This window comes from Methylacidimicrobium tartarophylax, from assembly GCF_902143375.2.
In the GTDB taxonomy this organism is placed as follows: Bacteria; Verrucomicrobiota; Verrucomicrobiia; order Methylacidiphilales; family Methylacidiphilaceae; genus Methylacidimicrobium; species Methylacidimicrobium tartarophylax.
Genome location: NZ_CABFVA020000065.1, coordinates 1 through 20,870 on the forward strand (window position 1 = coordinate 1; position 20,870 = coordinate 20,870).

Consider the following 20,870-nt stretch of genomic DNA (forward strand, 5'->3'; position numbering starts at 1 on the left):
ACGGAATTCCGTGCCGCTTCTTTTTTCCTCCTATGCCCTTGCAGGCGAGCTCTCCTTCGCATTGCCTATCGGCCGGATTCCGCGTATCCTCCCTTGACGCAAGGGAAGAGTCGCGATCGGTGACCTATAAATATTCTCCTTCGGCTTGCCGGACCCGGCGAGCGCACTGACGCGTCAATATGGCACTCGTGGTCCAGAAGTATGGCGGGACGTCGGTCGGGGACGTCCCATGCATCGATCGGGTAGCCAGGCGCATTGCTCGTCGCCATGAGCGAGGAGACCAACTCGTCGTCGTCGTCTCGGCGATGTCCGGAGTAACGGATTCCCTTTTACGATTGGCGCGTCAAGTCCATCCCGACCCGATGGGACGCGAGCTCGATCTCCTCCTGGCTACGGGGGAACAGACGACGACCGCTCTTCTTGCAATGGCCCTCCATGCGAAGAAGACCCGCGCCGTGCCCCTGACAGGAGCGCAAGCGGGGATCGTCACGGACGGATCGCACACGCGCGCCCGCATTCTCAATATCGGTCCCAAAAAGATCCACCGCTTTCTCGACGAGGGAGCCGTCGTCGTCGTGGCGGGTTTCCAAGGGCAGGATCTTCAGGGGAGCATTACGACTCTGGGACGGGGAGGATCCGACTTGACGGCGATCGCTTTGGCAGCCGTGCTCAAAGCCGATCTCTGCGAGATCTACACCGATGTCGACGGGGTCTACACGGCGGATCCCCGTATGGTTCCGAATGCCGCGAAGCTGGACGAGATCAGCTATGACGAGATGCTCGAAATGGCGGCATCGGGATCCAAGGTCATGCAGAGCCGCTCGGTCGAATTCGCGAAGAAGTTCCGGGTCGTCTTCGAAGTGCGATCGAGTTTTTCCGACGCCCAGGGAACGATTGTGAAAGCAGAAACAAAATCGATGGAAGATGTCGTCGTTCGAGGGATCAGCCTCGAACGGAATCAAGCAAAACTGACCATTCCGGCGGTACCGGACCACCCCGGGGTGGCCGCCAAGATCTTTTCGTCGATCGCCGATCATGGCGTTTCGGTCGACATGATTGTGCAGAACGTTTCGGACCGGGGTCTGACGGATATTACCTTCACGGTGAACCGGGACAGCCTCTCTCGAGCCCTGCGCATCATCGAGCCGGCCGCGCAGGAACTGCGGGCGGCTCCTCCTCGAGCGCAAGAGGGAGTCGCCAAGCTTTCCGTCGTCGGAATCGGGATGCGATCCCACAGCGGAGTCGCGGCACGCCTCTTTCAGGCTCTCGCCGATGCCGGGGTGAACGTCCAGATGATCTCCACGAGCGAGATCAAGATTTCCGTCGTAATCGACGAACAATCGGCGGAAAAAGCGGTTCGCACGGTGCACGAAGCCTTCGGCCTGGCGGGAGCGGCGCTGCCGGAGGCGAAAAAGGCCGGTTGAGCGTTTGGGACTAGGGGGTCGCAAAGCTCGAAGAACGTCGTTCGATTACGGCGGCAATCGGTCGCGAAGCTCTTGAACCTCTCCCTCAAAGCGGTTGACGGGTCTCCGCCGATGGATCTCTTCCAAAAGCGTTTTTGCGGGAGCGTACTGCTTCTGCCCGATCTCCAACCGGGCGAGGTTGATTTCCGCCACGAGTCGATACGGATCGGCCGACTGCTCGGCAATAACCGCGCGGTAGGAGCGGACGGCATCTTCCTGTTTCCCCTGCGCTTCCGCCGCTACTGCCGCTCCCAAAAGAGCAGCAGGCCGAAGGGGATGTTTCGGGAAGTAGTCAACGAAAAGCAGAAAACTCTTCGTCGCTTCGCCGTAGGCTCCTTCTTGAAACTGTCCGGAAGCGGTTTGAAGAAGCCAAAGGGCGCTCTGCGGCACGTCGCGGTGACGTTCAATCAACGTCAGACGCTCGGAGGCGTTCGACGTTCTGGCGTAGCTTGAGGCCACTTCCTCCCACCGCACCCGCCGCGCATGTTTCTGCCAAGCGAACGTCCCGATTGCGGCGGCGATGAGCCCTATCAACAGGAGAAGGGCGGCCAAGGGCAGGACACTCCCCCGATTGCCCGGATCCATCGGGGAAAAGGCAAGTCGCTCATTTGGCATGGCGATGCCTATGAAGCCCGGCCGGACTCCGCCTGACAAGCGCGAAGTTTCCGGCCGGCCGCTGACCCGAGAAGACATTCGAGTTGCGAAACACGGCTTCTCTGCCGCATAGTCGTATTTTCTGCCTCCATCGGGCGTTGCCGCTTTAGCTCAGAGGTAGAGCAACGCTTTCGTAAAGCGTGGGTCAAGGGTTCGAATCCCTTAAGCGGCTCCCAGATTCAAAGCGACTTACGGAAATAAATTCCTCTGGGTAGCGCAGCGTAACTCGCCTTATCACGCCATGCCTGCACCTTTCTTACGCTCTCCCGTAATCTCTATTCGTACCGCTTAAGTCCATACGCAAACCGTATGCACGGCCAGGGGTAAGAACGGCACGGAACGCGAGAGAGAGAGCTTGGTGGATGCAAGCCTGACCTCTCGACTTGGACCGTCACCGGCGACTGGCCAGAGCACGTGCCCGTCACCGACGCGGAGGTTGAGGTATTCGAGCAATGCTCCGATGACCTGTTCGATGAGCTGTTTGGGCAGTGCTGATAATTTGAGAGCGCGCCTGGCGCGCGATGGGAGTATCTTTGATGCAGGGGTGGCATGAGCGGAATACCTGATTACCAATCCCTGATGCTTCCGCTACTTGAAGTCGTCGCCAAGGGCGAGACCTCTGTTCCACTCGCTGAAGCCGACATCTCGGCCCGATTTGGGCTGAGCCAAGCTGAACGCGAGGAGCTTTTGCCGAGTGGCAAGCAGCGCGTCCTGCACAACCGTTTGCACTGGGCGCAATTCTATCTAACTAAGGCCGGTTTCCTTGAGAGCCCACGCCGAGGCCGGTTTGTTTTAACCGTAACCGGACGAAAACTTCTTTCGAACCCGCCAGCGCGGCTTGATAAGCAGTTCCTGCTTACCGTCCCGGCTTTCCGTGAATTCTACCACAACAATCAAGCAAAAGAAGCCACGGAAATAACGCTGCCGACTGCTCAGCCCACCTCAACACCAGATGAGGTCGTTGAAGCGGCTTACAGGGCGACTCAAGCCGCACTTCGAGCTGAGCTTCTTGATCGTATTCTTCAAAACAGCCCTACATTTTTCGAGAGCCTTATTGTCGATCTATTGGTTGCGATGGGCTACGGCGGATCACGTCGCAATGTGACGACACAGCTTGGCAGGAGCGGCGACGGTGGGGTCGACGGTGTTGTCAACGAGGACCTGCTCGGTCTTGATCGCGTCTATGTCCAGGCCAAACGCTACGGACAAGGTTCGTCCGTCGGGCGGCCAGAGGTGCAGGCGTTCGTAGGAAGCTTGGTAGGTCTTGGCGCCAGCAAGGGGGTGTTCGTGACAACATCGACGTTCTCGGCCCAAGCGGTAGAGTTTGCTTCCCACATACCTCAACGTGTGATCCTGATCGACGGGAGACGGTTGACCGAGCTAATGATCGAGCACTCTGTGGGCGTTCGATCGAATCGTGTGATCGAATTTAAGCGACTCGATGAAGACTTCTTCAGCGAGGAATGAGCAAGCGATGACCACGCCCTTGCGCGCCGCCCTTTACTTGCCCGTCTCGCTAGCGCGGCAGGCCGAGCACGATGTCTCTATCCGAGACCAGAAGCGCCAGGGCAAAACCTATTGCGCCTCGTGCGGCTACGAGCTGGTTGAAACTTATGTGGAGCCGGGGGCGGCGGCGACCAACGACCGTCGCCCCGAGTTTCAGCGCATGATCGATGCGGGCACGTCGAAGCCCGCTTCCTTCGACGTGGTGATCGTCCACTCATTCAGCCGGTTCTTGCGCGAGCAAGCCAAGGCCAACGCCGAGCGCGCCCAGGGCATGCTTCAGCAGTCAAGCCGCCAAGCAGTCTGCTGCAGATGTTGACGCAAGTCCGCCAGGCCCGCGCGCCAGCCGATCTTCCCCTCCACCCACTCCGCACAGCGAAGAGCCGTTTTTTATTGGTGGAAGAACTCTCCGGGAGTGGGAGCGGCCAGGGCCTCTCCCGGCGCTCCGGTTAGAATCTCCAAGGAGGCGTCCTCGTCGCTGATGGCGTAGGTGGCCCAGGGAGGTTGAGCTTCGAAAGTCCAGGCTACGTCATAGACGCCAGGTTCGAGCTCGACGGTCGCCCCGAAAGTCTCCTCTCCGCTGCTCGGCAAGCCCACCTGACCGACGCTCCGGTCGAGAATCCGGTTGCCGTTTACGCGCAACGAGAATGACACCACGAATGTCCGGTTCCAGCGGCAGCGGGCACCGATGCTTGACCGACCAGCCTGCCGGACCGCCCATTTCGCCGACCCTGCAACGGCGGGCATGGCTCCGGCTCCTCTTACGGAGCGCCCGATGGCTCTGAGATCGAATCGAGGACCCGGCATCGGCCGGAGAGCGAGCGCGGCGGGATCCACCACCCAGGGCGCGTAAGGAGCGGGAGTAAGGGGGTCCTGCTGCTGTTGGTGGTATGCGCGGACTTCGATCATCCAGCCCGCCTGCCGTGCCGGTTGTCTCGCTTGCATCGGAGTAGAGGCTTGCGGCGTCGCGGAGGATTGGGACGCCTGGAGTGGCACGAGCGCGCTCCGGGCCGCGGTGGCGTGTGCGCCGCCCGGATACTGCCGGAGGTAAATCTGGAGTTGGGAGACGGCTCCCTGGGAGGCCGATTGCCACAAGGCCGCCTCCTGGGGATCCTCCGCCTGGGCGGCCGACGGACACACGGTGATTATGGCGGCGGCGCATAAGAGCATTGTTTTAACGGCGTGCATTTCGGTGATTTAGTCGAAAGGCGAATGGTAGCCCCGATCCTCCTTTGGCACGCTCGGCGGCAGTGGCTGCTCCGGGCGGATCTTGATCGACTTGGCAGGAGGCGCGGGTGCGGGTGGCGTGGAGGCCTGCGAGCCGACCGTCGGCGAGGTGGAAGTCCCTACGTGGACCGGGTGGTGCGTCGATGCGAGGGCGACTCCGACGAGGACCGGAAACGCCAGGATCGCCAAACGGTACAGTCCGTCGGCGGCCCAGGCGGCGCGATGAAGGCCGAGCAGCCATTGCATGATACCTTGGTTCATGTGGCGATCTCCTCGAGGTCCTGGATCCGTTCGACATAGGTCCTCCTTGGCGACAAGTCTCCTGGCGAAGGCGTCGCTGGTCGAATGTCGCTCATCCACGGCGGAAGATGTACCGCAGGATTGAAGGGCGAATCCGATAACGGGAAAAGCAGGTTGCCCAGGCCATATCCAGAGGGAGAACAGAGAGCGACAAACAGCATGAGCCAGGATTGTTGCGCAATGTTGCGGCGACGGTCGTCCAAATGTTTCCGTGCTTTCGTCATATTTCGAGCGCTTCCTGGATATCGCTGTCGGTGACGGCTTGCAGGTCGCCTGAGGGATCGTTGGCGAGGCGGACGGCCTGCGCCTCGCGGATTCTCTCGACGAGGGTGCGGACTTCTCTGGCGTTCCCGAAGCCGGGATCGCGCGACCTTGACGTTAGCCAGTTTAGGATCATGGAGTCCATCCGAGCCTGGTCGCCGACGAAGCGTAGCTGCTCCTTCTTAAGCATCCTCTTGAGAATCTCCAGGAGCTCGTCGGCCGTGTAGGCCGGAAAGGGGATCGTCTTCGGGAACCGGGACGCTAAGCCCGGATTGGACGAAAGGAACTGACCTATCTGGGCGGGATAGCCAGCCACGATCACGACCAGCCGTTCCCGATAGTCCTCCATCGCCTTGAGAAGGGTGTCGATCGCCTCCTGGCCGAAGTCTCCCTGAACGGCCCTTCCCGCTGCCAGCGTGTAGGCCTCGTCGATGAAGAGGATCCCGCCCATCGCTTCGTTGATCCGGTCCTTGGTCTTCTGGGCGGTCTGGCCGATATACTCGGCGACCAGACCGCTCCGGTCGGTCTCGATCACGTGGCCGCGAGGCAAGACCCCGAGATCCCGGTAGATCGCTCCGAGGGTCCGGGCGACGACCGTCTTGCCGACGCCGGGCGGTCCGGTGAAGACCATGTGCCTACTCACGGGCGAGACCGAGAGGCCGCTGGCCCGCCGGCGCTGCTCGACCTGGGCGCTCGCCATGATCTTGTTGAGCTCCCGTTTCACCGCCGCCAGGCCGACCATTCTGTCGAGCTCATCCAGCGCGCCTTGGGCGCTCAAACTGGATCCGACCGGATCCACGCGTAGTGGCCGGAATGTCGATCGCGGCCTGGGCGAGGGCGGAGGCTGGTAGGCGGGAGGCGTTCCCGGGTCCTGCGGATCCACGGAGGCCTCCGGGATCGGGTTGATCCTGGACTGGATGGTCGCCAGCCGCCAAGCGATCACCCCGACATCGCCGAGGAGCAAATACCAGACGAGATTCTGATCGACCGCGGAGATAACCGACCCGACCGCCGTAAGAACGAGCAGCCACAGGAAGACGGAGACCTTGCGCCGCTTTACGAGGTTTTGGATCATCCGGTCTCTTTGGGCACGAATGGTTCGTTCGCCTGTTCCATCTCCATGTCGTGCAGTCGGAACGAATGATGCGCCGATTCGGGCCGCATCAAGATGAGGCGCTCCCCACGCGTCCGACCAATGGAAGCGGTTTTTAGACTGATATTTTGGGTGTCTTTTTTCCCTACTTTGAGGCGAGAAGAGCTGGAAGTACCAGCCGTTGCCAGTCTCCTCCCGGCTCGTTCTTGGGGTGTCTTTGCATAACTCCAAGGGTGTCCGAGAATCAAGCCCCTGATACAGTCGGCTCCCTAATGGAGAATCAGAAGTAGTCGTCTACGCCCTCCTGGGCCTCGGGCAGGTTGCCGTAGTCCCGTAGGTAAATCGCCATTCCCCCCAAAGGATGCAGAACTCTTGTGCTGACTTATTGCTCGTAATACGAGACCACGCAGCGGGCAGGTGATTACGGGGCTCAACGAGAAGGGCGGAAAAGACAAAGCCGCGACTTCGATTGGAGCGCCGAGCAGAGCACCAAGCTCAGGGTCAATGCCGCCACGCTGAGGAAAGACCGTCAAGGAGTTGCTGCCGGATTTCGTCGAGCAAGCAACCGCGCAATACGGAGCGCAAATGGTGCATGGGGAGGAAGAGTGGCTTGCTTTCCCTGGTGCATGAGCCATGCTCAGGCGTTCGGAAAGCAGGGCGAGGTTGCAAGCGCGTTGGGGTTTCCTTTACGGTTGCGTTGAATCCCGTAACTGCCGCGAAAACCCATGTCGCCGCAGAAGTCGTGGAGGATGAGACGAGTCGGAAGGACTTCGTTTCCGCTGGTCGATCTCGGTTGCGACGGGGTCGTCGGGAAGGAAAAGAAGACGCTGACGATGGTTCTCCTGCAGTCAAGAGCTGGCAGAGAGCGAGGGGGAAAGAAGGCCTTTTTGGGCCGCTCAGCGCAAAAGAGAACCTGTGCATCGAAATCCCGGAGTCGAGTCGGGTAGGAAGCAGATGCTGCGGATCGGTGTAATCGCCAATACGAGGAAGCCGGGTGCTCGGACCCTGGTCCGGGAGATGCAGCTCTTTTCCGCAAAGCATGGGTTCTCCTTTGTTTGGGAAGAGCAGACCGCGAGACTGGCGGGGACAGAGGGTAGGGATCTGGCCGGCTTGGTGGGCGAAGTCGATCTCCTGATCGTGGCGGGAGGGGACGGTTCCCTGCTGCGCGTCGTGCATGAGGTGTATCCGAATCCGGTGCCGATCCTCGGTGTCAACATTGGCGGCTTGGGATTTCTGACGGCAGTGACTCGGGAGGAAATTCTCCAAGCGTTGCCGGATTTGGCTTCCGGCCGATTGCGCCACAGTCCACGACTGGCGCTGGAAGTGCGAGGATCGCTCCGGGGCAAGGAGATCCGAATTCCCTCCGTGCTCAACGATGTGGTCTTGTTTCGGGGGAGTTCTTCCCGGATGGCTCGGATCGATGTTCATGCGGGGGATTTCCTCGTCACGGAGTTTCAAGCCGACGGCGTCGTGGTGGCAACCCCTACAGGGTCGACCGCCTATGCGCTTTCGGCGGGCGGGCCGATCGTTGTTCCCGAGGCTCAAGTCTTTACGCTGACCCCTCTTTGCCCTCATACTCTGACGAATCGCAGCCTCGTCTTTTCCGCGGACTCCCATGTCCGGATGACGGTGCCGGAACGAGCGGCTCCGGTCCGATTGGAGTTCGACGGCGAGTCGAGCGGGATTTTGCACTGCGGCGACTGGATCGAGATCCGTGCCGCCGCGCACCAGGTGACGCTGGCGTTTCTTGCCGGTCGAGACTTCTTTCAAATTCTGCGGCAGAAGCTTCGTTGGAGCGGAGCAAGCATGCCGACATCGGAAAAGCGAAGCGAGGCGGACGGAGGACGAACGTGAAGCTAGGCGAATTGATCAAGCCCGAAAGAGTCTCTCTGAATCTGCGCGCTCGAACCTGGGCCGAGGCCAACCGGGAGGTTGCCGAGCTTTTGCGCGAAGCACCGGAAATCGCTGACTTTCCCGCCTTTCTCGAAGAGCTGCTCCTCGTCCAGGGCAGCGGACAGTTCTGGTTCGATGGCGAAGTGGGGTTTCCTCACGTGAGGAGCGCTCATGTGAACAGTCTCGTCCTTGCGGCGGGAAGAAGCAGGGAGGGAATCGTCGCCCAGGAGGGTCAGCCTCCGGTGAAGCTCGTTTTCCTCATCGGCGTGCCCAAACAGTTTCATACCGAATATCTGATTGCCGTGGGAGCTCTTGCTCGTATCGTCCAAGAGGCGCCTTCCCGAGGGAAGCTTCTCCACGTAAAGGACGCAGCCGAATTTGTCTCCCTGATTGCGGCCGCAGAGCAGAAAGTGTAAATAAACGGAGACCTTCGGACAGGTGGCTGAGCGGTTGAAGGCACTCGACTCGAAATCGAGCGTGGGGGAAACTCCACCGTGGGTTCAAATCCCACCCTGTCCGCACTCCCGACGCTCCGTCTCTGCCTCCCACCGAGGCACCGGAAGATCACGTTCCCGGACGGACTGCTTTCCGAAGCGGGTCCGGCTGACTTGTGCGTTCGGCGGCATTCGGCTTGCGGGCGTTTTTCGTGCGAGGCGTTCCTGAGTCGGAAAGCTCCTGGGAGAGTTCAAAATCGCCGATGCGGAAGGCGAAGGAGCGAGGGCTGATGCAATGCAGGATGATCTGCTTTCCTGCGCGCGTGAGATCGAAGGGAACAAGCCTGGATTGCCTTTCGAAATGGAAGAGAGGGAGCTGTCGCAGACCCTCCAGAGTTCGCTGCAGCTCTGCCGCCGCTTCCGGTCGGGTCTGAACGTAAAGGCAGACGACCGTGTTCGTCCGGTGGGGCGGCCAGGCAGTCCATTCCACGACGATCCCCGGGACGGGGAAGCGCACGGCAACGGCTGCGCGCGGAATGAAGTCGCCCGAGACCAAATAGACCGTGTCTCCCGTCCAAGAGCGGATCATTGCGGGAAGAAGGGCCGAGTCGTTTTGCCGGCTTAAGCGGCGAAGAGTCTCCTCGGACCAGGCGAGCTCTTTCTCTTCTCCGAGGAGAGGAAGACGCCAGCCGCTGGGGATGAGGGTTGCCAAGCGTACCTGCTCGGTACGGACGCAGGAGGAAAAGAGCTCGCTCGACGGGCCGTCCGGAGAGCCCATCCGATATTTTAGGATGAGGACACCGGAGAGGAGGCCTGTCCCCGCGGCGGCAAGAAGGAGCAGGACGTCGATTGGCCCGAAACGCGAGCGCGAGGCCGTCTGGGATCGGCTACCCCCTTCGAGGGGGGGTGCCGCGGGCCCTAGGCTAGACGATGGCTGCGGGAGCTTTTGCTCTTCTCTCGGCCAAAGAGGAAACGGGGAGAAGAGCTTTGCCCTTTTCTCGGAATCCGGTGGCGAAGCATCCGTGGCGACGGATCGGAACGGCTGCGCCTCGAGCGGGAGAAGGGGGCCAGAGAGCCTCCGGAAGATCCAGAGCAGCGGGGCAGCAAGGACGAAGTAGAGGCAGAGGGTCCGGGAGATCCGCAAGCTGGCTAGGCCCAACGTCAGAGCCAAGGAGGGTTGGACCACGAGCCAGAACATCCGCGGAGAATTTCGGAAGGGCCAGGGTGGAATGCCCAGACTCCATGGGTTTTGGGGAATCTCTTGGGGCCCGCGGCTTCCGGCCTGGATCCGGTGAAGTGCGTAGGCGACTCCGGCCAAACCGGCAAAGAGAAAGACGGGAAAGGCCTCCCGCCAAGATTGGCGGAGGGCCGTTCCCAGGGTCAGGGCAAGGAGCAGGATGAGGGAGAAGAGTGCCCGCCGACTGCCGGCGTATCGCTCGCCGAGTTTCCGGCAAGTCAAAAGCTCGATCGGGAAGATCCACGAAACCATGATCCAGAAAAGCCCTCGGCCGATCCAGGCCATGATCGTATGGATCATCGGAATCTTTCCCGCTGCATCCCTTGTGCGACTTCCGACCGACGGCGAACGGGACGAGGAGTCCTCGGCGCCAGGGAATGGAGTCGACGGACGTTTCCTACTCTATCCGTTGCGGGAGCAATTTCGGCAAGGCGGAAAGCAGACCGAGGCTTACGGCAAAAAAGACGAACGCAGCGAGCATGGGCGTATGGAAAGAATGGAGGCTCTGCGAAAGAAGGCCGAAGAGAAGGGGGCCCGATCCGGCGGCGACGCGGCCGAAAAGTCCCCACAATCCAAAGTATTCGGCATGCTCATTCTTGGGAGCCAGAATCCCCACCACGGCGCGGCTCACCGCGTGGAGGGAGCCGGCCCCCATTCCCAGGACAGCGCAGACCGCGTAAAACGCCAGCTTCTCCTGCACGAAGTAAAAGCCGCCCATCCCCAAGAACCAGATCGAGACAATCAGCTGCAAGGTCTTCTTGGATCCGAGCCAATCTTCGATGAAGCCGAAGAGGATGGCACCGAGGCAGCCCCCGGTCTGAATGGCCAGAAGGAGGAAGACCGGCTCCCGGCCGGCCAATCCGATCTGCATTTGTCCATACAGAGCGCCCATGGCCAGCACCATCGATGCTCCGGTGCTGTACAGGAGGAACGCACTGAAGAAGAGGCGGAGGCGAGGCTCGTCGCGCAGCTTGGAAAAGGTGTGGGAAAGACGACCGAGAGAGCTTTCCATGGCGCCTTTCCAATCCTGCTGGGTGGGATGGCCCCGTTCTCGCACGAAAAGAAGCGTCGGAAGGCCGCCCGCGCCGTAAATGGCGGCTGTCAGGAGAAAAATCAGCCGAATGGCGCCGGAGTTGGCAAGCGTGAATCCGGGGCTCATGAGCGGATAGATCGCAGCCACGCTCAAGAAGCCTCCGACATTGCCGAGCGCCCTCGCCAGTCCCGAAAGCCTCCCGATCTCCTGCGACGAAGCGAGTTCGGGAAGAAAGCTCGCGGTGAGATTTTCGGCAAACGCGTAGCCGATCGATGCTGCCATGAACGCCGCCAGGCTCATCCAGACATCCCCTTCGCCCATGGCGGCAAGGCTGGCGGTGGCGACGATGCAGACGATGTACGAGATCGAGAGGATCCGTTTCTTTTTTCCGGTAACATCGACGAGAGCGCCGAGAAGGGGAGAGAGGACCCCGACCAGGGTCTGGCAAAAGAACAGGGCGCAACCAAAGAGCCATGTTGCGTCGGTTCGGTGCGCACAAATGATGCGAAGGAAGTAGGTGCCGAACACCAGATCAACGATCAGCGTGTTGAAGGCGGTATTCGCGAAATCGAAGAACGACCAAGCGATCTTTTCACTTTTTCTAGGAGACGTCGGGTGCGGTTGGGGAGAGAGGACCTTCTCGGAAAGAGGCATGGAGGATTATTTCAGGCAGAGACGCGATGGATCCGAGAGCCGTCTGCAGCCGTTTTTCGAAGAGAGGAGACCGCCCTTTGAGGGGATGACCCGAAGGCGGTGGAAAGGGGCGCTTCGATCAGCGATCCGTGGTTGGAAGGCCGAGATTTCAGGAAAGAGAGACGATCCGGAAAAAGCGGGTTCGTCATGGATGGATATGCCTCGGTGCTTCCCAGACAGTAGAAGCCATCCCCAGAGCTAACCGCGATCCGCGCACCCTGTCAAGGCAGCGCGGGTGGGCGGGAAGCGGCTCTCGGTCTGCCATCCGGCGGCAGCGCCAGCAGGAACAAAAAGCCGAGCGCGAAGCAGACCAAGGGGATGACCATGGGAATTTGATAGGAGTGGGTTACTTGGAAGAGCTCGCCGAAGAGCAGCGGCCCGATCGCGGCCGCGACCCTTCCTGTGACGAACCAGAGTCCGTAGTATTGCGCCCGCGATTCGGAAGGAGAGAGGAGCCCCATGACGGCACGGCTGACCGAGAAAAGGGAACCGTTGCCAAATCCAACGAGGAAGGCCGTTGCCCAGAAGAGCGGTTTCGAGTGAACGCACACCAGAGCGATCGAGGCGATCGTCCAGACGAGCACGACCAGTTGCAGGGCGCGGGCGGACCCAAGCCAATCCTTGATTTTGCCGAGAAAAAGAGCTCCGAAGCACGCTCCGCCCTGGACAGCGAGCAGGACCAAGACCTGTTCGGTATCCGCCATCCCGATCGCCATCTGGGCGTAGATCGCGACCACAACCATCACGACGGTTGCCCCGGCCCCGCAGAGAAGTGAAGAGAGAAAAAAGGTCCGCAATGCGCCGGGGCGTACTACGTCCGGCACCGAGTCTCCCAAGCGTCGAGCAGCATGTCGACAAGCCTGCCAAAGATTGCCCGTGAGGGCTTCGGTTCGTTCCCGCAAGAGAAAAAGAGCGGGAAGTCCCGCCAGGGCGTAGATGGCGATCGTCAGGGCCAAGGCGAGCTGGATGCGGTTTGCGTTGGAGACGGTGAATCCCGAGGCAAGCAGAGGAGAAACCAACAGCAGGTTGGCCAAGCTCCCCAAGTTTCCCAAAGAACGGGCCCAGCCGGAGAGGCGGCCGAGGGAATCGAAGCTGGTGATCTCCGGCAAAAAGCCGGCCATAAGATTGTCCGCAAACGAGAACGAAATATTGGTGATGGCAAAGGCGATCAGGCTTGGCCAGACATCTCCTTCCCCCATGCGCGCCAAGCTCAAGGCGGAGAGGATGCAGACGGCATAGGCGAAGAAGAGCATTCGCTTTTTTCTGCCCAGGACATCCGCCATCGCACCGATCATCGGGGAAGAGAAGGCGACAACCAGCTGGGAGACGAAGAGAACCAGGGTCCACAGCCAGGTGCCATCGACTCGATGGGCGCAAATGACGCGAACGAAATAGAGGGCGAACACCAGATCGACGATGACGGTCGTGAAGGACGAGCTGCCAATGTCAAAGCAGCTCCAGGCGAGTCGCTCCCAGTTCCCTGCCGGCGGTGAACCGGCGGAACTGCTCGGTGGAGAAGAAGGATCTCCTTCCGAAGGGGATGAAGTCTTGCCGGGGATCGGTTGTGGACGGCGGACTTTGAGCCAGCTCACCATGAGGCGAAGGATACCATAGCACGCTGGCGACCCGGGAGATGCCGAGAAAAGCAGGGCCAGGACGAGATCAGGCGATCACCGTTACTGCCAACTTTGGAGAACGACCTTGCGCGATGCCGGATAGGGATACTTCCGAAGAAGCTCTTTCACCGGCAATTTCTCGTCTCCTTCCCGCATGTAATGCAGGAGAACGACCGAGGCCCAGTAGTCATTGGCATAGTCCGTCCCGGCTAACAAGGTGGGAACCCCCTTCTGGTTGACCGTATGACAGGCGACGCAGCTGACGGGCCCCGCATAGCGGCCGTCCGGAGAATACTGCAAGGCGGCCTGATGGGTGGTCAAATCGACCGTTTTGGCTTCTCCTTCGTAGCGGACCGGATAGAGACCGTGAATCGATTCATGGCAGGACTGGCAGGAGAGCGCGCCATGGGCTTTCGAGTAGCGGTAGAGCGCGTATTTGTTGGGCTGGTCGATAGGAAAGTATTTGCCACCTTTGCTTTCCACGAATGGCGCGGCGTGGCAGGTCGCACATTTGGGCTCGGAAGCGGAAAGCCACCAATCGCTTCCCCCGGAAGCGCTGTCGTAGGAAACCGGGCTCCCTTCGCTCGCATTCCACGGCAATAATTTCAGGTTGCCTTCCTTATCCTTCGATGCGTGGACGAGCGTCGCGCCCTTGTGATCGGCGTAATAGGTGTAGACCGGGTTGTTCCCGTTCTGGATCCTCGGGTCGGCCATTTCCAGAAAACGCTGGATCTCCCCGCCGGCGACCGCTTTCCGGATCTCCTCCACGCCCTTGTCTCTCAAGGTCTTGCCCTTTTGAGAGACCACGTCGTCGAGATCATCCCACTTGTAGAGTTCGTTCGAAAGCTGATTGTGGCAGTTGGTGCAGGTCAGGCCCCTCATCTGCGGGATGGGCTTGCCGTTTTCATCCCGCTTGCTGACATTTTCCAGGTACCAGTTGCCCAGAGAATTGAGGAAAAAGGGAGGCTGAACATCCGGGTTGGTATGGGCATCTCTTCTGAGATAGCAACCGCCTCCGGCGATTCGTTGATCGGAGTCCGCAAATTTGTTGTTTCCGTAGGAGTCGGTGATTTGAAACGGGTTGGTCTCGAAATCGTTCATCTTGGGATTCTGCCAGTGAGTGGGATGGCATGCCTGGCAGGAGACCGTTCTGCCCGCCTTGTCGTTCATGTCGGCCAGAAAGCTCGCGTGTGCCGCGTGGATCGACGACGCAAGCGGCTTTGCCTTCGTGGTGGGATAGCCCGTTGCTCCCGGCCTCGGTTCTTGCAGATTGCCGGAGACATTGTCGCCGTGGCAGTCGGCACAGTTGACCGACCCGACGCTGCCTAGTCGGTTGGACGAGGCGTTCGGGTTGTATTCTTTGAGAAATTGCGTCTGGAACATCTTGTCGTGGATCTCGAGAAGGTTGATGGAAGAGGACGAGAGCCTCGCCATGTAGTCGGATTCATCCGGATAGTTCTTTTTCCAGTAGTCGTATTCCTTCTCGAAGAGGGTCATGCCGGCTTCCTTGGCGAGCTTGGCCCCCTTGCCGTTCGCGGAATGGCAGATCACGCAGTTCGGAATATCGACAGGATTCGTGCCGATGAACTGGACGGGCTTCCCGTTTGCGAGGATCGGCTTACCTTCTTTGTCGTGCAACTGCACGGTCGAGTACTGGTAGGGCTGGAAGTCCTTGTTGGTTACCGTCCGGATCGTTCCCTTCCTCCGGGAATCATAGAATGCGGTCAAGGGAAGGCCCAACGCGTCCCACACATTCGCCGCCGTTAACGTCAACCGGACATTCTTTACGTCCGGGATCAGCGAATCGGTGAAGACGATGTCTCCGCCTTGGTCTCCGGCATAATCGAGATATCCTCCCGCGAGCGGCTTCCCCGAGGGGCCGGCATCCACGGGGATCTCGAGGTCTTTGCCGATGTGGATCCTCTTCTCGATCGACCAGTCCTTGGGAATCGTGCCTTCGAGATCCTTGTAGATGAAAACATGCTCCCAGACGTAGTTCGCCATGTTGTCCCCGGGGTCGGACATGGTTCCGTTGCCGTTCACGTCCTTGAGGACCGACCAGTACTTCATCTTATTCCCTTCGGAATAGGTGTTATCCCGCAAGAAATAGTAGAGCTTGACCTGATCCGCCGGAGACAAGAGCCTCGGCCGGTTGCCATTCCTGCCGGACTGGACGGCCTGCGCCTGGAAGGAATTGTAGGGCGGAATGACACAGCAGTAGGAGATGTCGAATCCCACGCAGTGCATCCCGAGTTCGTAGTTGATGAGGATATTGTAGGGATTTTTCGGCTGATATGCCTTGAGAGTGAGGTGCGTGACCTCGTCCTTGATCGCGACGGGCTCTAGCCGATCGAGACGGAAAGGCGGATTGGGGTCGTAGCTCGCGATCTCGGCTCTCGCCGGAAGAGGGAGGCCGGAGGCAAGCAGAGCCAGCGCTACGCAGAGAAGCATTCGTCCGTTCGGTGAGGTCATAGCGAACGGCCCCTAACACGGGGACGCAATTCCTGCTTTAAGCAGGAATTGCATTGTTATGTCAAGCGCTATTCCAAGAACTTCTCGAGGCCGACGTCCTTGGGGAGTCCCAGGTTGAGAGCGTCCTGGTAGTGGCGCTTGGCCAGCTCCTTGGCCGGAGGCTTTTGCGTGGCGTAAATGACGGCGAGATTGAAATGGGCATCGGCGTAGTTGGGATTGAGCTCGAGCGCACGGCGGAGTTCCTTTTCCGCAGCCTCCTGCCATCCCTTTTTCGAACAGGCGATTCCAAGATAGTTGCGGGTGCGAGGATCGTTCGGATCGAGCACGATGGAGCGGGTGAGCATCGAGATGGAATTATCGTAGCGACCCTGCTGGTAGTAGACGATCCCGAGAACGGAGTGGGAGAAAGCATCATTGGGATTCAGCTTGATGGCCTGTTGCAGAGCTTTCTCCGCCTCGTCATAGCGGCTCTGCTGGAAGCGAACCACTCCTAGGTTCGCCCATGCAAAGACGTTCCCCGGATCCTTTTGAAGAATTTGATCGTAGACCTTGGCCGCCTCGTCATGCCGCTGTTCATTGAAGTAGCCGGCCGCTTGTTCCGCGAGTCGGCGGATCTCGGGCGAGAGGGAGGCGGCGTTGTTGCCCTGGGCGCCACTGTCGGAGGCGGGAGGAGGGGCGTTCTGTTGGGGGGCCGAAGCGGGCTCCGAGCTGGTCTCGCCGGAGGATGCGGGCATCTGCGAGGCGAACTGCACAGCGGGATGATTCTCCGAAGCGACTGTGTCGCTGGAGGCCGCCGTCGTCTCCGGAGCCGAAGGGGTGGGATCCGCCTTCGCCGGGTTGGCAGGACCAGACTCGGAAGCGCTTGTCCGGTCCGGAGCGGAGCTTTGCGAGAATAAGCCCATCTGTTGGGCTTTTTGCTTCAAGGCAGCCACGAAAGCCTGTTTGTCCCCACCGTCCTGCGGAGCGACGGCCGGGCCCTTCAAAAGAGCAAGCTCTTCGGGAGAAAGCGATACGAGGGGCGAGGAGAGGATTTCGAGCTGCCTCTGCACGAACTGGGAATCGACCTTGAGGGATTGAAGCTCTTCGGTGACAAGCTTCTTGGCCATCTCGCGGCGGGCCTGCTCCTGGAGCTGCCGGTTGACGATTCCTCGCAGGATCTCGTTTTCCTTTTTGAGTTGCTCGTTCCCCGAGGAGGCGAAGAAGTGACGTGCCGACTCGGCCAAGCGTTGCTGCGCCGTTTCCAACTGGGACTGCAAGGAGCTCGCCGTCGATCGGAAAATTTGATTTTCCCGCTCGAGGACGGCCAGTTGCTCCTGGACTCCTTTGAGCTGATCCCGGATGCCCACCACGGCCGCTTCGTTATTTCCGGTCTGAAGAGCGCGGATCTTCCCTTCGGTCTGCGCAAGCTGCGCCTTGAGCGCATTGTTTTCCTGGAGCACAGTCGCGATCCTCTCTTCGACATTGGACGACTGCGCGATTGCCAACTCCTTGCGGACACTCTGGAGCCGCTCGCGGAGCGAGCCCGCCTCCGAGACGGCTGCCTGCAGTTGGGATTTCGTGGAGGTCAACTCGCTTTCGAGCTGGGAGATGCGGCTACGCAAGAGAAAAAGTTGGCGGTTGCCGTTGCTTTCGGTCGATTCGGCGTCGCCGCGAGTCGCAGGAACCGAATGGCTCCGCGGATTGTCCTTGGTTCCCTCCCCGGCCGATGGCGAGGAAGCCAACTCGTTCTTGTCCGGCTGTGGAGCTTCGGGTGAGGATGAGCCCTTCTTCCGGGCATCCTCGGACAGGGCGATCTTGCCGCGGACATAACGGAGGCGGAACGCGACGATCGATGGCTCCCAATCCGGATGGTTTCTCTTGAGGAGTTCGAGCTTTCTCTCCACATCCAAGTACTTTTGATGGGCGGCCGCTCCCTCCCCCTTTTTTTCCATCTGTTCGGCCTCTTGCAGGCTTAGATAGGCCTGCAGGAACTGGTCCTGTGGCGGATACGCCGCATGGGCGGGTTGGGCGGGTTGAGCGATCGCCAAGAGCAGGCAAGCGAGGCTACCTCGAAGAGAGAGGCGCATTTGGGACCGGATATTGTCTTTGGGACGCGTAAAAAGTCAATAAGCTTTCTTAAGAGCTTGTTTGCAGGTGACTAATGTGGAGCGGCCTAGCGTCGCGCTCTCGGCAGCCCTTTCTCTCTCACGAACGTCTTGCCCGGCATGGAGCCAGTGGGCATACTGCGCAAGCGGAAGTAGAGGGTAGTGAGCAGGATGGCAGATCTGGGAGCCGGACGGACGAAAAACATGCAGGATCGATTGGAGCAGATTCTCCATCGAAAAAGAGCCGAGGTCCGGGAACTCGACGGCGAGCTTGTTCGGTTGCGGCAGGAAGCGCGCGGCCTGGGCCGTCGCTCACGCTCCTTGGTCGTCGCGCTAAAAAAGCGGGAACGGATTGCCCTCATCGCGGAGGTCAAGCGGGCTTCCCCTTCGGCGGGGGCCATCGCGCCCGGCTGCGATCCCGTAAAACAGGCGCTCCTCTATGTCGATGCTGGGGCGGACGGGATCAGCGTGCTCACCGACGGACCTTTTTTTTCCGGATCGGGCGAAGATCTACGCCAAATTCGGGAAGCGGTCGATCTCCCGATCCTGCGCAAGGACTTCATCCTCTCGGAAGCGCAGCTGTACCAGAGCGTCATTTTGGGTGCGGATGCCGTGCTGTTGATCGTGGCGGCTTTGGCGAAGGAGAGGCTTTACGAGTTGCATTCCCTCGCGATCGACCTCGATCTGGCGCCTCTGGTCGAAGTGCATAACCGAGCCGAACTCGAGCGAGCCTTGGCGATCGACGCGAAGCTGATCGGGATCAACAATCGCGATCTTCGCACCTTTTCGATTGATCTGGCGACCACCGAGCAGCTGATCGGCTCGATCCCGGAAGGGTGTGTGGTCGTGAGCGAAAGCGGGATCGTCTCCGGGAGGCAAGCGGCTGATCTCCGGTCCGTGGGCGTCGACGCGATTCTTGTCGGCCAAGCTTTGATGCAGTCGCCCAATCCGAAGGAAAAGGTGGCCGAGTTCTACAGAGAAGGCGGGACGAAGGGGGGATGGCGGCCGCTGGGCGGGTAGCCCAAGCTTTCTTCGCATGTCGGTTCGAGTCAAGATTTGCGGGATCACCTCGCTCTGCGACGCGAGGATGGCGATCGAGGCGGGAGCGGACGCTCTGGGATTCATTCTCTATCCCGGGAGTCCCCGCTACGTGTCACCTTCCTCCGCCGCGGAGATTCTTGAGGCGCTTCCTCCTCTGGTGGAGCGGGTGGCCGTTCTCGTCAATCCGACCGCCGAGGAAGTCAAACGGATCGAATCTCTGGCGGGCTTCAGCGCTTGGCAACTGCACGGAACCGAAAGCGCTGCATTCTGCGCCTCGCTTCGGCCTCGCAGGGTCATCAAGGCGATTCGCCCTCCCTGGCCGGACAGGGAGGAATTCTCTTTTCCTTCGGCGGCGCTGCTCTTGGATAGTCCGTCCTCGTCTTGGGGCGGGAGCGGCAAGACGCTCGACTGGTCGCTTGTGCGTCCCTTTGTGGAAAGGCTGCGCCAACCCTTTATCCTCTCCGGAGGATTGACTCCCGAGAACGCCTCGGAGGCAATCGAGCAGACCCATCCTTTCGGAGTCGACGTAGCTAGCGGGGTAGAGCTTGCTCCTGGCAAAAAGGATCCAAAGCGTGTATGGGAATTTGTACGAAGATGCAAGGGCACTTAGCGAGCCTGCCGGATGCCGGCGGCCATTTCGGGCTTTACGGAGGGAAGTTTGCGCCCGAGTCGCTCGTGGCGGCCCTGACGGAACTCGAGGAAACCTACCGGGTCGCGAAAGAAGACCCCGATTTCCGAAAAGAGCTGGAGCAGCTGCTCCGGACCTATGCCGGCAGACCGACTCCCCTGACCTATGCCGCTCGCCTGACCGAAGCCTTGGGCGGCGCGCGCATCTATCTCAAGCGGGAGGATCTCCTCCATACCGGGGCTCATAAGATCAACAACACGTTGGGCCAAGCCCTCCTTGCCGTGCGAATGAAGAAGAAACGCGTCATCGCGGAGACTGGCGCCGGCCAGCATGGGGTAGCCACGGCGACCGTTTGCGCCCGATTCGGGCTCGCGTGCACGATTTACATGGGCGAAGTGGACATGGAGCGTCAGGCCCTCAACGTCGCCCGCATGGAGATTCTCGGCGCGCAGGTTGTGGCTGTGCGGAGCGGGCAGCGCACCCTCAAGGAAGCCGTCAACGCCGCGATGCGCGACTGGGCCGCTAGCGTGCGCTCCACCCATTACATCCTTGGCTCGGCGCTTGGCCCCCATCCCTATCCGATGCTGGTTCGGGACTTCCAGATGGTGATCGGTCGGGAGGCACGAGAACAAATCCTGGAGAGTGCAGGAACATTGCCCCATGCCGTCGTGGCTTGTGTCGGAGGGGGAAGCAATGCGATCGGCATCTTCCATGGATTCCTCGATGATCCGGAAGTACGCCTGGTCGGGGTCGAGGCCGGCGGACGAGGCAGCCGACTGGGAGACCATGCCGCCCGGTTTGCGGCCGGAGGAGTGGGAGTCCTGCAGGGAACTCGGACATACTTGTTACAGGATGCCGATGGCCAGATTGCTTTGACCCACTCGATCTCGGCGGGGTTGGACTATGCCGCCGTCGGCCCCGAGCATGCCTACCTCCGGGAGGTCGGAAGGGCCGAATACACGGCCGTAAGCGATCGGGAAGCTCTGGATGCTTTCTATCTTCTGGCGGGTAGGGAAGGCATCATTCCGGCCCTCGAGAGTGCCCATGCCATCGCCCACGCCATCCGGCTGGCGAAGGAGCTTCCTCCCGAGGCGGTGCTGCTGGTCAATCTTTCCGGCCGCGGCGACAAAGATGTCGAGCAAGTGGTCCGGATGCAGCCCCAGAGGAGTGTCGGCGGAGGCAGCGGGCTTCCTTCAAGGGAAGCGGCTCCTCTCTGACTTCCCGTCCTGGAAGGGACG

Annotated in this window: 17 protein-coding genes, 2 tRNA genes and 1 pseudogene; 10 read left to right on the plus strand and 10 right to left on the minus strand. The window is 60.3% G+C overall.

Features of this window, described 5'->3' with window-relative positions; genetic code table 11:
• Positions 1-179: 179 nt before the first annotated feature.
• Complete coding sequence (locus MAMT_RS05195) at positions 180-1,424, plus strand: aspartate kinase (RefSeq protein WP_142659939.1); 1,245 nt, start codon at positions 180-182, stop codon at positions 1,422-1,424.
• A 45-nt stretch (positions 1,425-1,469) separates the two neighbouring features.
• Here MAMT_RS05195 and MAMT_RS05200 read toward each other — a convergent pair whose 3' ends face one another.
• On the minus strand, positions 1,470-2,078 hold the full coding sequence (locus MAMT_RS05200; protein ID WP_178086928.1) for a tetratricopeptide repeat protein: 609 nt from the start codon (positions 2,076-2,078) through the stop codon (positions 1,470-1,472).
• A 139-nt stretch (positions 2,079-2,217) separates the two neighbouring features.
• On the opposite strand from MAMT_RS05200, the gene MAMT_RS05205 reads away from it, so the two are divergent.
• The 3 genes and pseudogenes from MAMT_RS05205 to MAMT_RS05215 form a co-directional block, all read left to right on the plus strand.
• Positions 2,218-2,289 (plus strand) — tRNA-Thr (locus tag MAMT_RS05205).
• 377 nt (positions 2,290-2,666) lie between these two features.
• Entirely contained in the window at positions 2,667-3,584 is a 918-nt protein-coding gene (locus tag MAMT_RS05210) for a restriction endonuclease (protein WP_142659941.1), read from the plus strand.
• A 7-nt stretch (positions 3,585-3,591) separates the two neighbouring features.
• Positions 3,592-3,861, plus strand: a pseudogene (locus MAMT_RS05215) (recombinase family protein); the annotation flags it as partial.
• 149 nt (positions 3,862-4,010) lie between these two features.
• Here the strand turns inward: MAMT_RS05215 and MAMT_RS05220 are convergent.
• The 4 genes from MAMT_RS05220 to MAMT_RS05235 are packed head-to-tail and all read right to left on the minus strand — an operon-like array spanning position 4,011 to position 6,483.
• Positions 4,011-4,760, minus strand: coding sequence for a hypothetical protein (locus tag MAMT_RS05220; protein ID WP_178086929.1), 750 nt, complete (start codon positions 4,758-4,760; stop codon positions 4,011-4,013).
• Between the two features lie 57 nt (positions 4,761-4,817).
• Positions 4,818-5,108, minus strand: coding sequence for a hypothetical protein (locus MAMT_RS05225; protein WP_142659943.1), 291 nt, complete (start codon positions 5,106-5,108; stop codon positions 4,818-4,820).
• A complete protein-coding gene (locus MAMT_RS05230) occupies positions 5,105-5,371 on the minus strand; it encodes a hypothetical protein (RefSeq protein ID WP_142659944.1) in 267 nt (88 codons plus the stop codon). Before MAMT_RS05230 ends, MAMT_RS05225 begins: the two co-directional genes overlap by 4 nt.
• On the minus strand, positions 5,368-6,483 hold the full coding sequence (locus MAMT_RS05235) for an AAA family ATPase (protein WP_142659945.1): 1,116 nt from the start codon (positions 6,481-6,483) through the stop codon (positions 5,368-5,370). Before MAMT_RS05235 ends, MAMT_RS05230 begins: the two co-directional genes overlap by 4 nt.
• Positions 6,484-7,416: 933 nt before the next feature.
• Here MAMT_RS05235 and MAMT_RS05240 point away from each other — a divergent pair.
• From MAMT_RS05240 to MAMT_RS05250, 3 genes are all read left to right on the plus strand, one after another.
• Complete coding sequence (locus MAMT_RS05240) at positions 7,417-8,355, plus strand: NAD(+)/NADH kinase (protein WP_246186537.1); 939 nt, start codon at positions 7,417-7,419, stop codon at positions 8,353-8,355.
• On the plus strand, positions 8,352-8,810 hold the full coding sequence (locus tag MAMT_RS05245) for a PTS sugar transporter subunit IIA (RefSeq protein WP_178086930.1): 459 nt from the start codon (positions 8,352-8,354) through the stop codon (positions 8,808-8,810). The genes MAMT_RS05240 and MAMT_RS05245 overlap by 4 nt, the downstream gene beginning before the upstream one ends.
• 16 nt (positions 8,811-8,826) lie before the next feature.
• Positions 8,827-8,913: transfer RNA gene (locus MAMT_RS05250), tRNA-Ser, on the plus strand.
• 45 nt (positions 8,914-8,958) lie between these two features.
• On the opposite strand, the gene MAMT_RS05255 is transcribed toward MAMT_RS05250, so the two are convergent.
• The 5 genes from MAMT_RS05255 to MAMT_RS05275 form a co-directional block, all read right to left on the minus strand.
• Positions 8,959-10,365, minus strand: a complete 1,407-nt coding sequence (locus tag MAMT_RS05255) for a hypothetical protein (protein ID WP_142659947.1) — start codon at positions 10,363-10,365, stop codon at positions 8,959-8,961.
• Positions 10,366-10,462: 97 nt separating this feature from the next.
• A complete protein-coding gene (locus tag MAMT_RS05260) occupies positions 10,463-11,752 on the minus strand; it encodes an MFS transporter (RefSeq protein ID WP_142659948.1) in 1,290 nt (429 codons plus the stop codon).
• A gap of 260 nt (positions 11,753-12,012) precedes the next feature.
• Positions 12,013-13,386, minus strand: coding sequence for an MFS transporter (locus MAMT_RS05265; protein WP_142659949.1), 1,374 nt, complete (start codon positions 13,384-13,386; stop codon positions 12,013-12,015).
• A gap of 81 nt (positions 13,387-13,467) precedes the next feature.
• Positions 13,468-15,858: a cytochrome c family protein gene (locus MAMT_RS05270; protein ID WP_246186538.1), complete on the minus strand. Its 2,391-nt coding sequence runs from the start codon at positions 15,856-15,858 to the stop codon at positions 13,468-13,470.
• An 89-nt stretch (positions 15,859-15,947) separates the two neighbouring features.
• Positions 15,948-17,945, minus strand: a complete 1,998-nt coding sequence (locus MAMT_RS05275) for a tetratricopeptide repeat protein (RefSeq protein ID WP_142659950.1) — start codon at positions 17,943-17,945, stop codon at positions 15,948-15,950.
• A gap of 189 nt (positions 17,946-18,134) precedes the next feature.
• Here MAMT_RS05275 and trpC point away from each other — a divergent pair, with 189 nt between their 5' ends.
• Genes trpC through trpB form a run of 3 tightly spaced genes read left to right on the plus strand, consistent with a single transcriptional unit; the run spans position 18,135 to position 20,849 of the window.
• The gene (gene trpC / locus MAMT_RS05280; protein ID WP_246186539.1) at positions 18,135-18,983 is read left to right on the plus strand and encodes an indole-3-glycerol phosphate synthase TrpC; all 849 of its coding nucleotides are present in this window, start codon (positions 18,135-18,137) and stop codon (positions 18,981-18,983) included.
• A gap of 16 nt (positions 18,984-18,999) precedes the next feature.
• A complete protein-coding gene (locus MAMT_RS05285) occupies positions 19,000-19,614 on the plus strand; it encodes a phosphoribosylanthranilate isomerase (RefSeq protein WP_142659951.1) in 615 nt (204 codons plus the stop codon).
• The gene (trpB, locus tag MAMT_RS05290; RefSeq protein ID WP_142659952.1) at positions 19,599-20,849 is read left to right on the plus strand and encodes a tryptophan synthase subunit beta; all 1,251 of its coding nucleotides are present in this window, start codon (positions 19,599-19,601) and stop codon (positions 20,847-20,849) included. Before MAMT_RS05285 ends, trpB begins: the two co-directional genes overlap by 16 nt.
• Positions 20,850-20,870 lie beyond the last annotated feature (21 nt).

Coding starts and splice junctions, on each gene's coding strand:
- MAMT_RS05195 (WP_142659939.1), top strand. CDS start 180: ATGGCACTCGTGGTCCAGAAGTATGGCGGGACGTCGGTCGGGGACGTC.
- MAMT_RS05200 (WP_178086928.1), bottom strand. CDS start 2,078: ATGCCAAATGAGCGACTTGCCTTTTCCCCGATGGATCCGGGCAATCGG.
- MAMT_RS05210 (WP_142659941.1), top strand. CDS start 2,667: ATGAGCGGAATACCTGATTACCAATCCCTGATGCTTCCGCTACTTGAA.
- MAMT_RS05225 (WP_142659943.1), bottom strand. CDS start 5,108: ATGAACCAAGGTATCATGCAATGGCTGCTCGGCCTTCATCGCGCCGCC.
- MAMT_RS05230 (WP_142659944.1), bottom strand. CDS start 5,371: ATGACGAAAGCACGGAAACATTTGGACGACCGTCGCCGCAACATTGCG.
- MAMT_RS05235 (WP_142659945.1), bottom strand. CDS start 6,483: ATGATCCAAAACCTCGTAAAGCGGCGCAAGGTCTCCGTCTTCCTGTGG.
- MAMT_RS05255 (WP_142659947.1), bottom strand. CDS start 10,365: ATGATCCATACGATCATGGCCTGGATCGGCCGAGGGCTTTTCTGGATC.
- MAMT_RS05260 (WP_142659948.1), bottom strand. CDS start 11,752: ATGCCTCTTTCCGAGAAGGTCCTCTCTCCCCAACCGCACCCGACGTCT.
- MAMT_RS05265 (WP_142659949.1), bottom strand. CDS start 13,386: ATGGTGAGCTGGCTCAAAGTCCGCCGTCCACAACCGATCCCCGGCAAG.
- MAMT_RS05270 (WP_246186538.1), bottom strand. CDS start 15,858: ATGCTTCTCTGCGTAGCGCTGGCTCTGCTTGCCTCCGGCCTCCCTCTT.
- MAMT_RS05275 (WP_142659950.1), bottom strand. CDS start 17,945: ATGCGCCTCTCTCTTCGAGGTAGCCTCGCTTGCCTGCTCTTGGCGATC.
- trpC (WP_246186539.1), top strand. CDS start 18,135: ATGGCAGATCTGGGAGCCGGACGGACGAAAAACATGCAGGATCGATTG.
- MAMT_RS05285 (WP_142659951.1), top strand. CDS start 19,000: ATGTCGGTTCGAGTCAAGATTTGCGGGATCACCTCGCTCTGCGACGCG.
- trpB (WP_142659952.1), top strand. CDS start 19,599: ATGCAAGGGCACTTAGCGAGCCTGCCGGATGCCGGCGGCCATTTCGGG.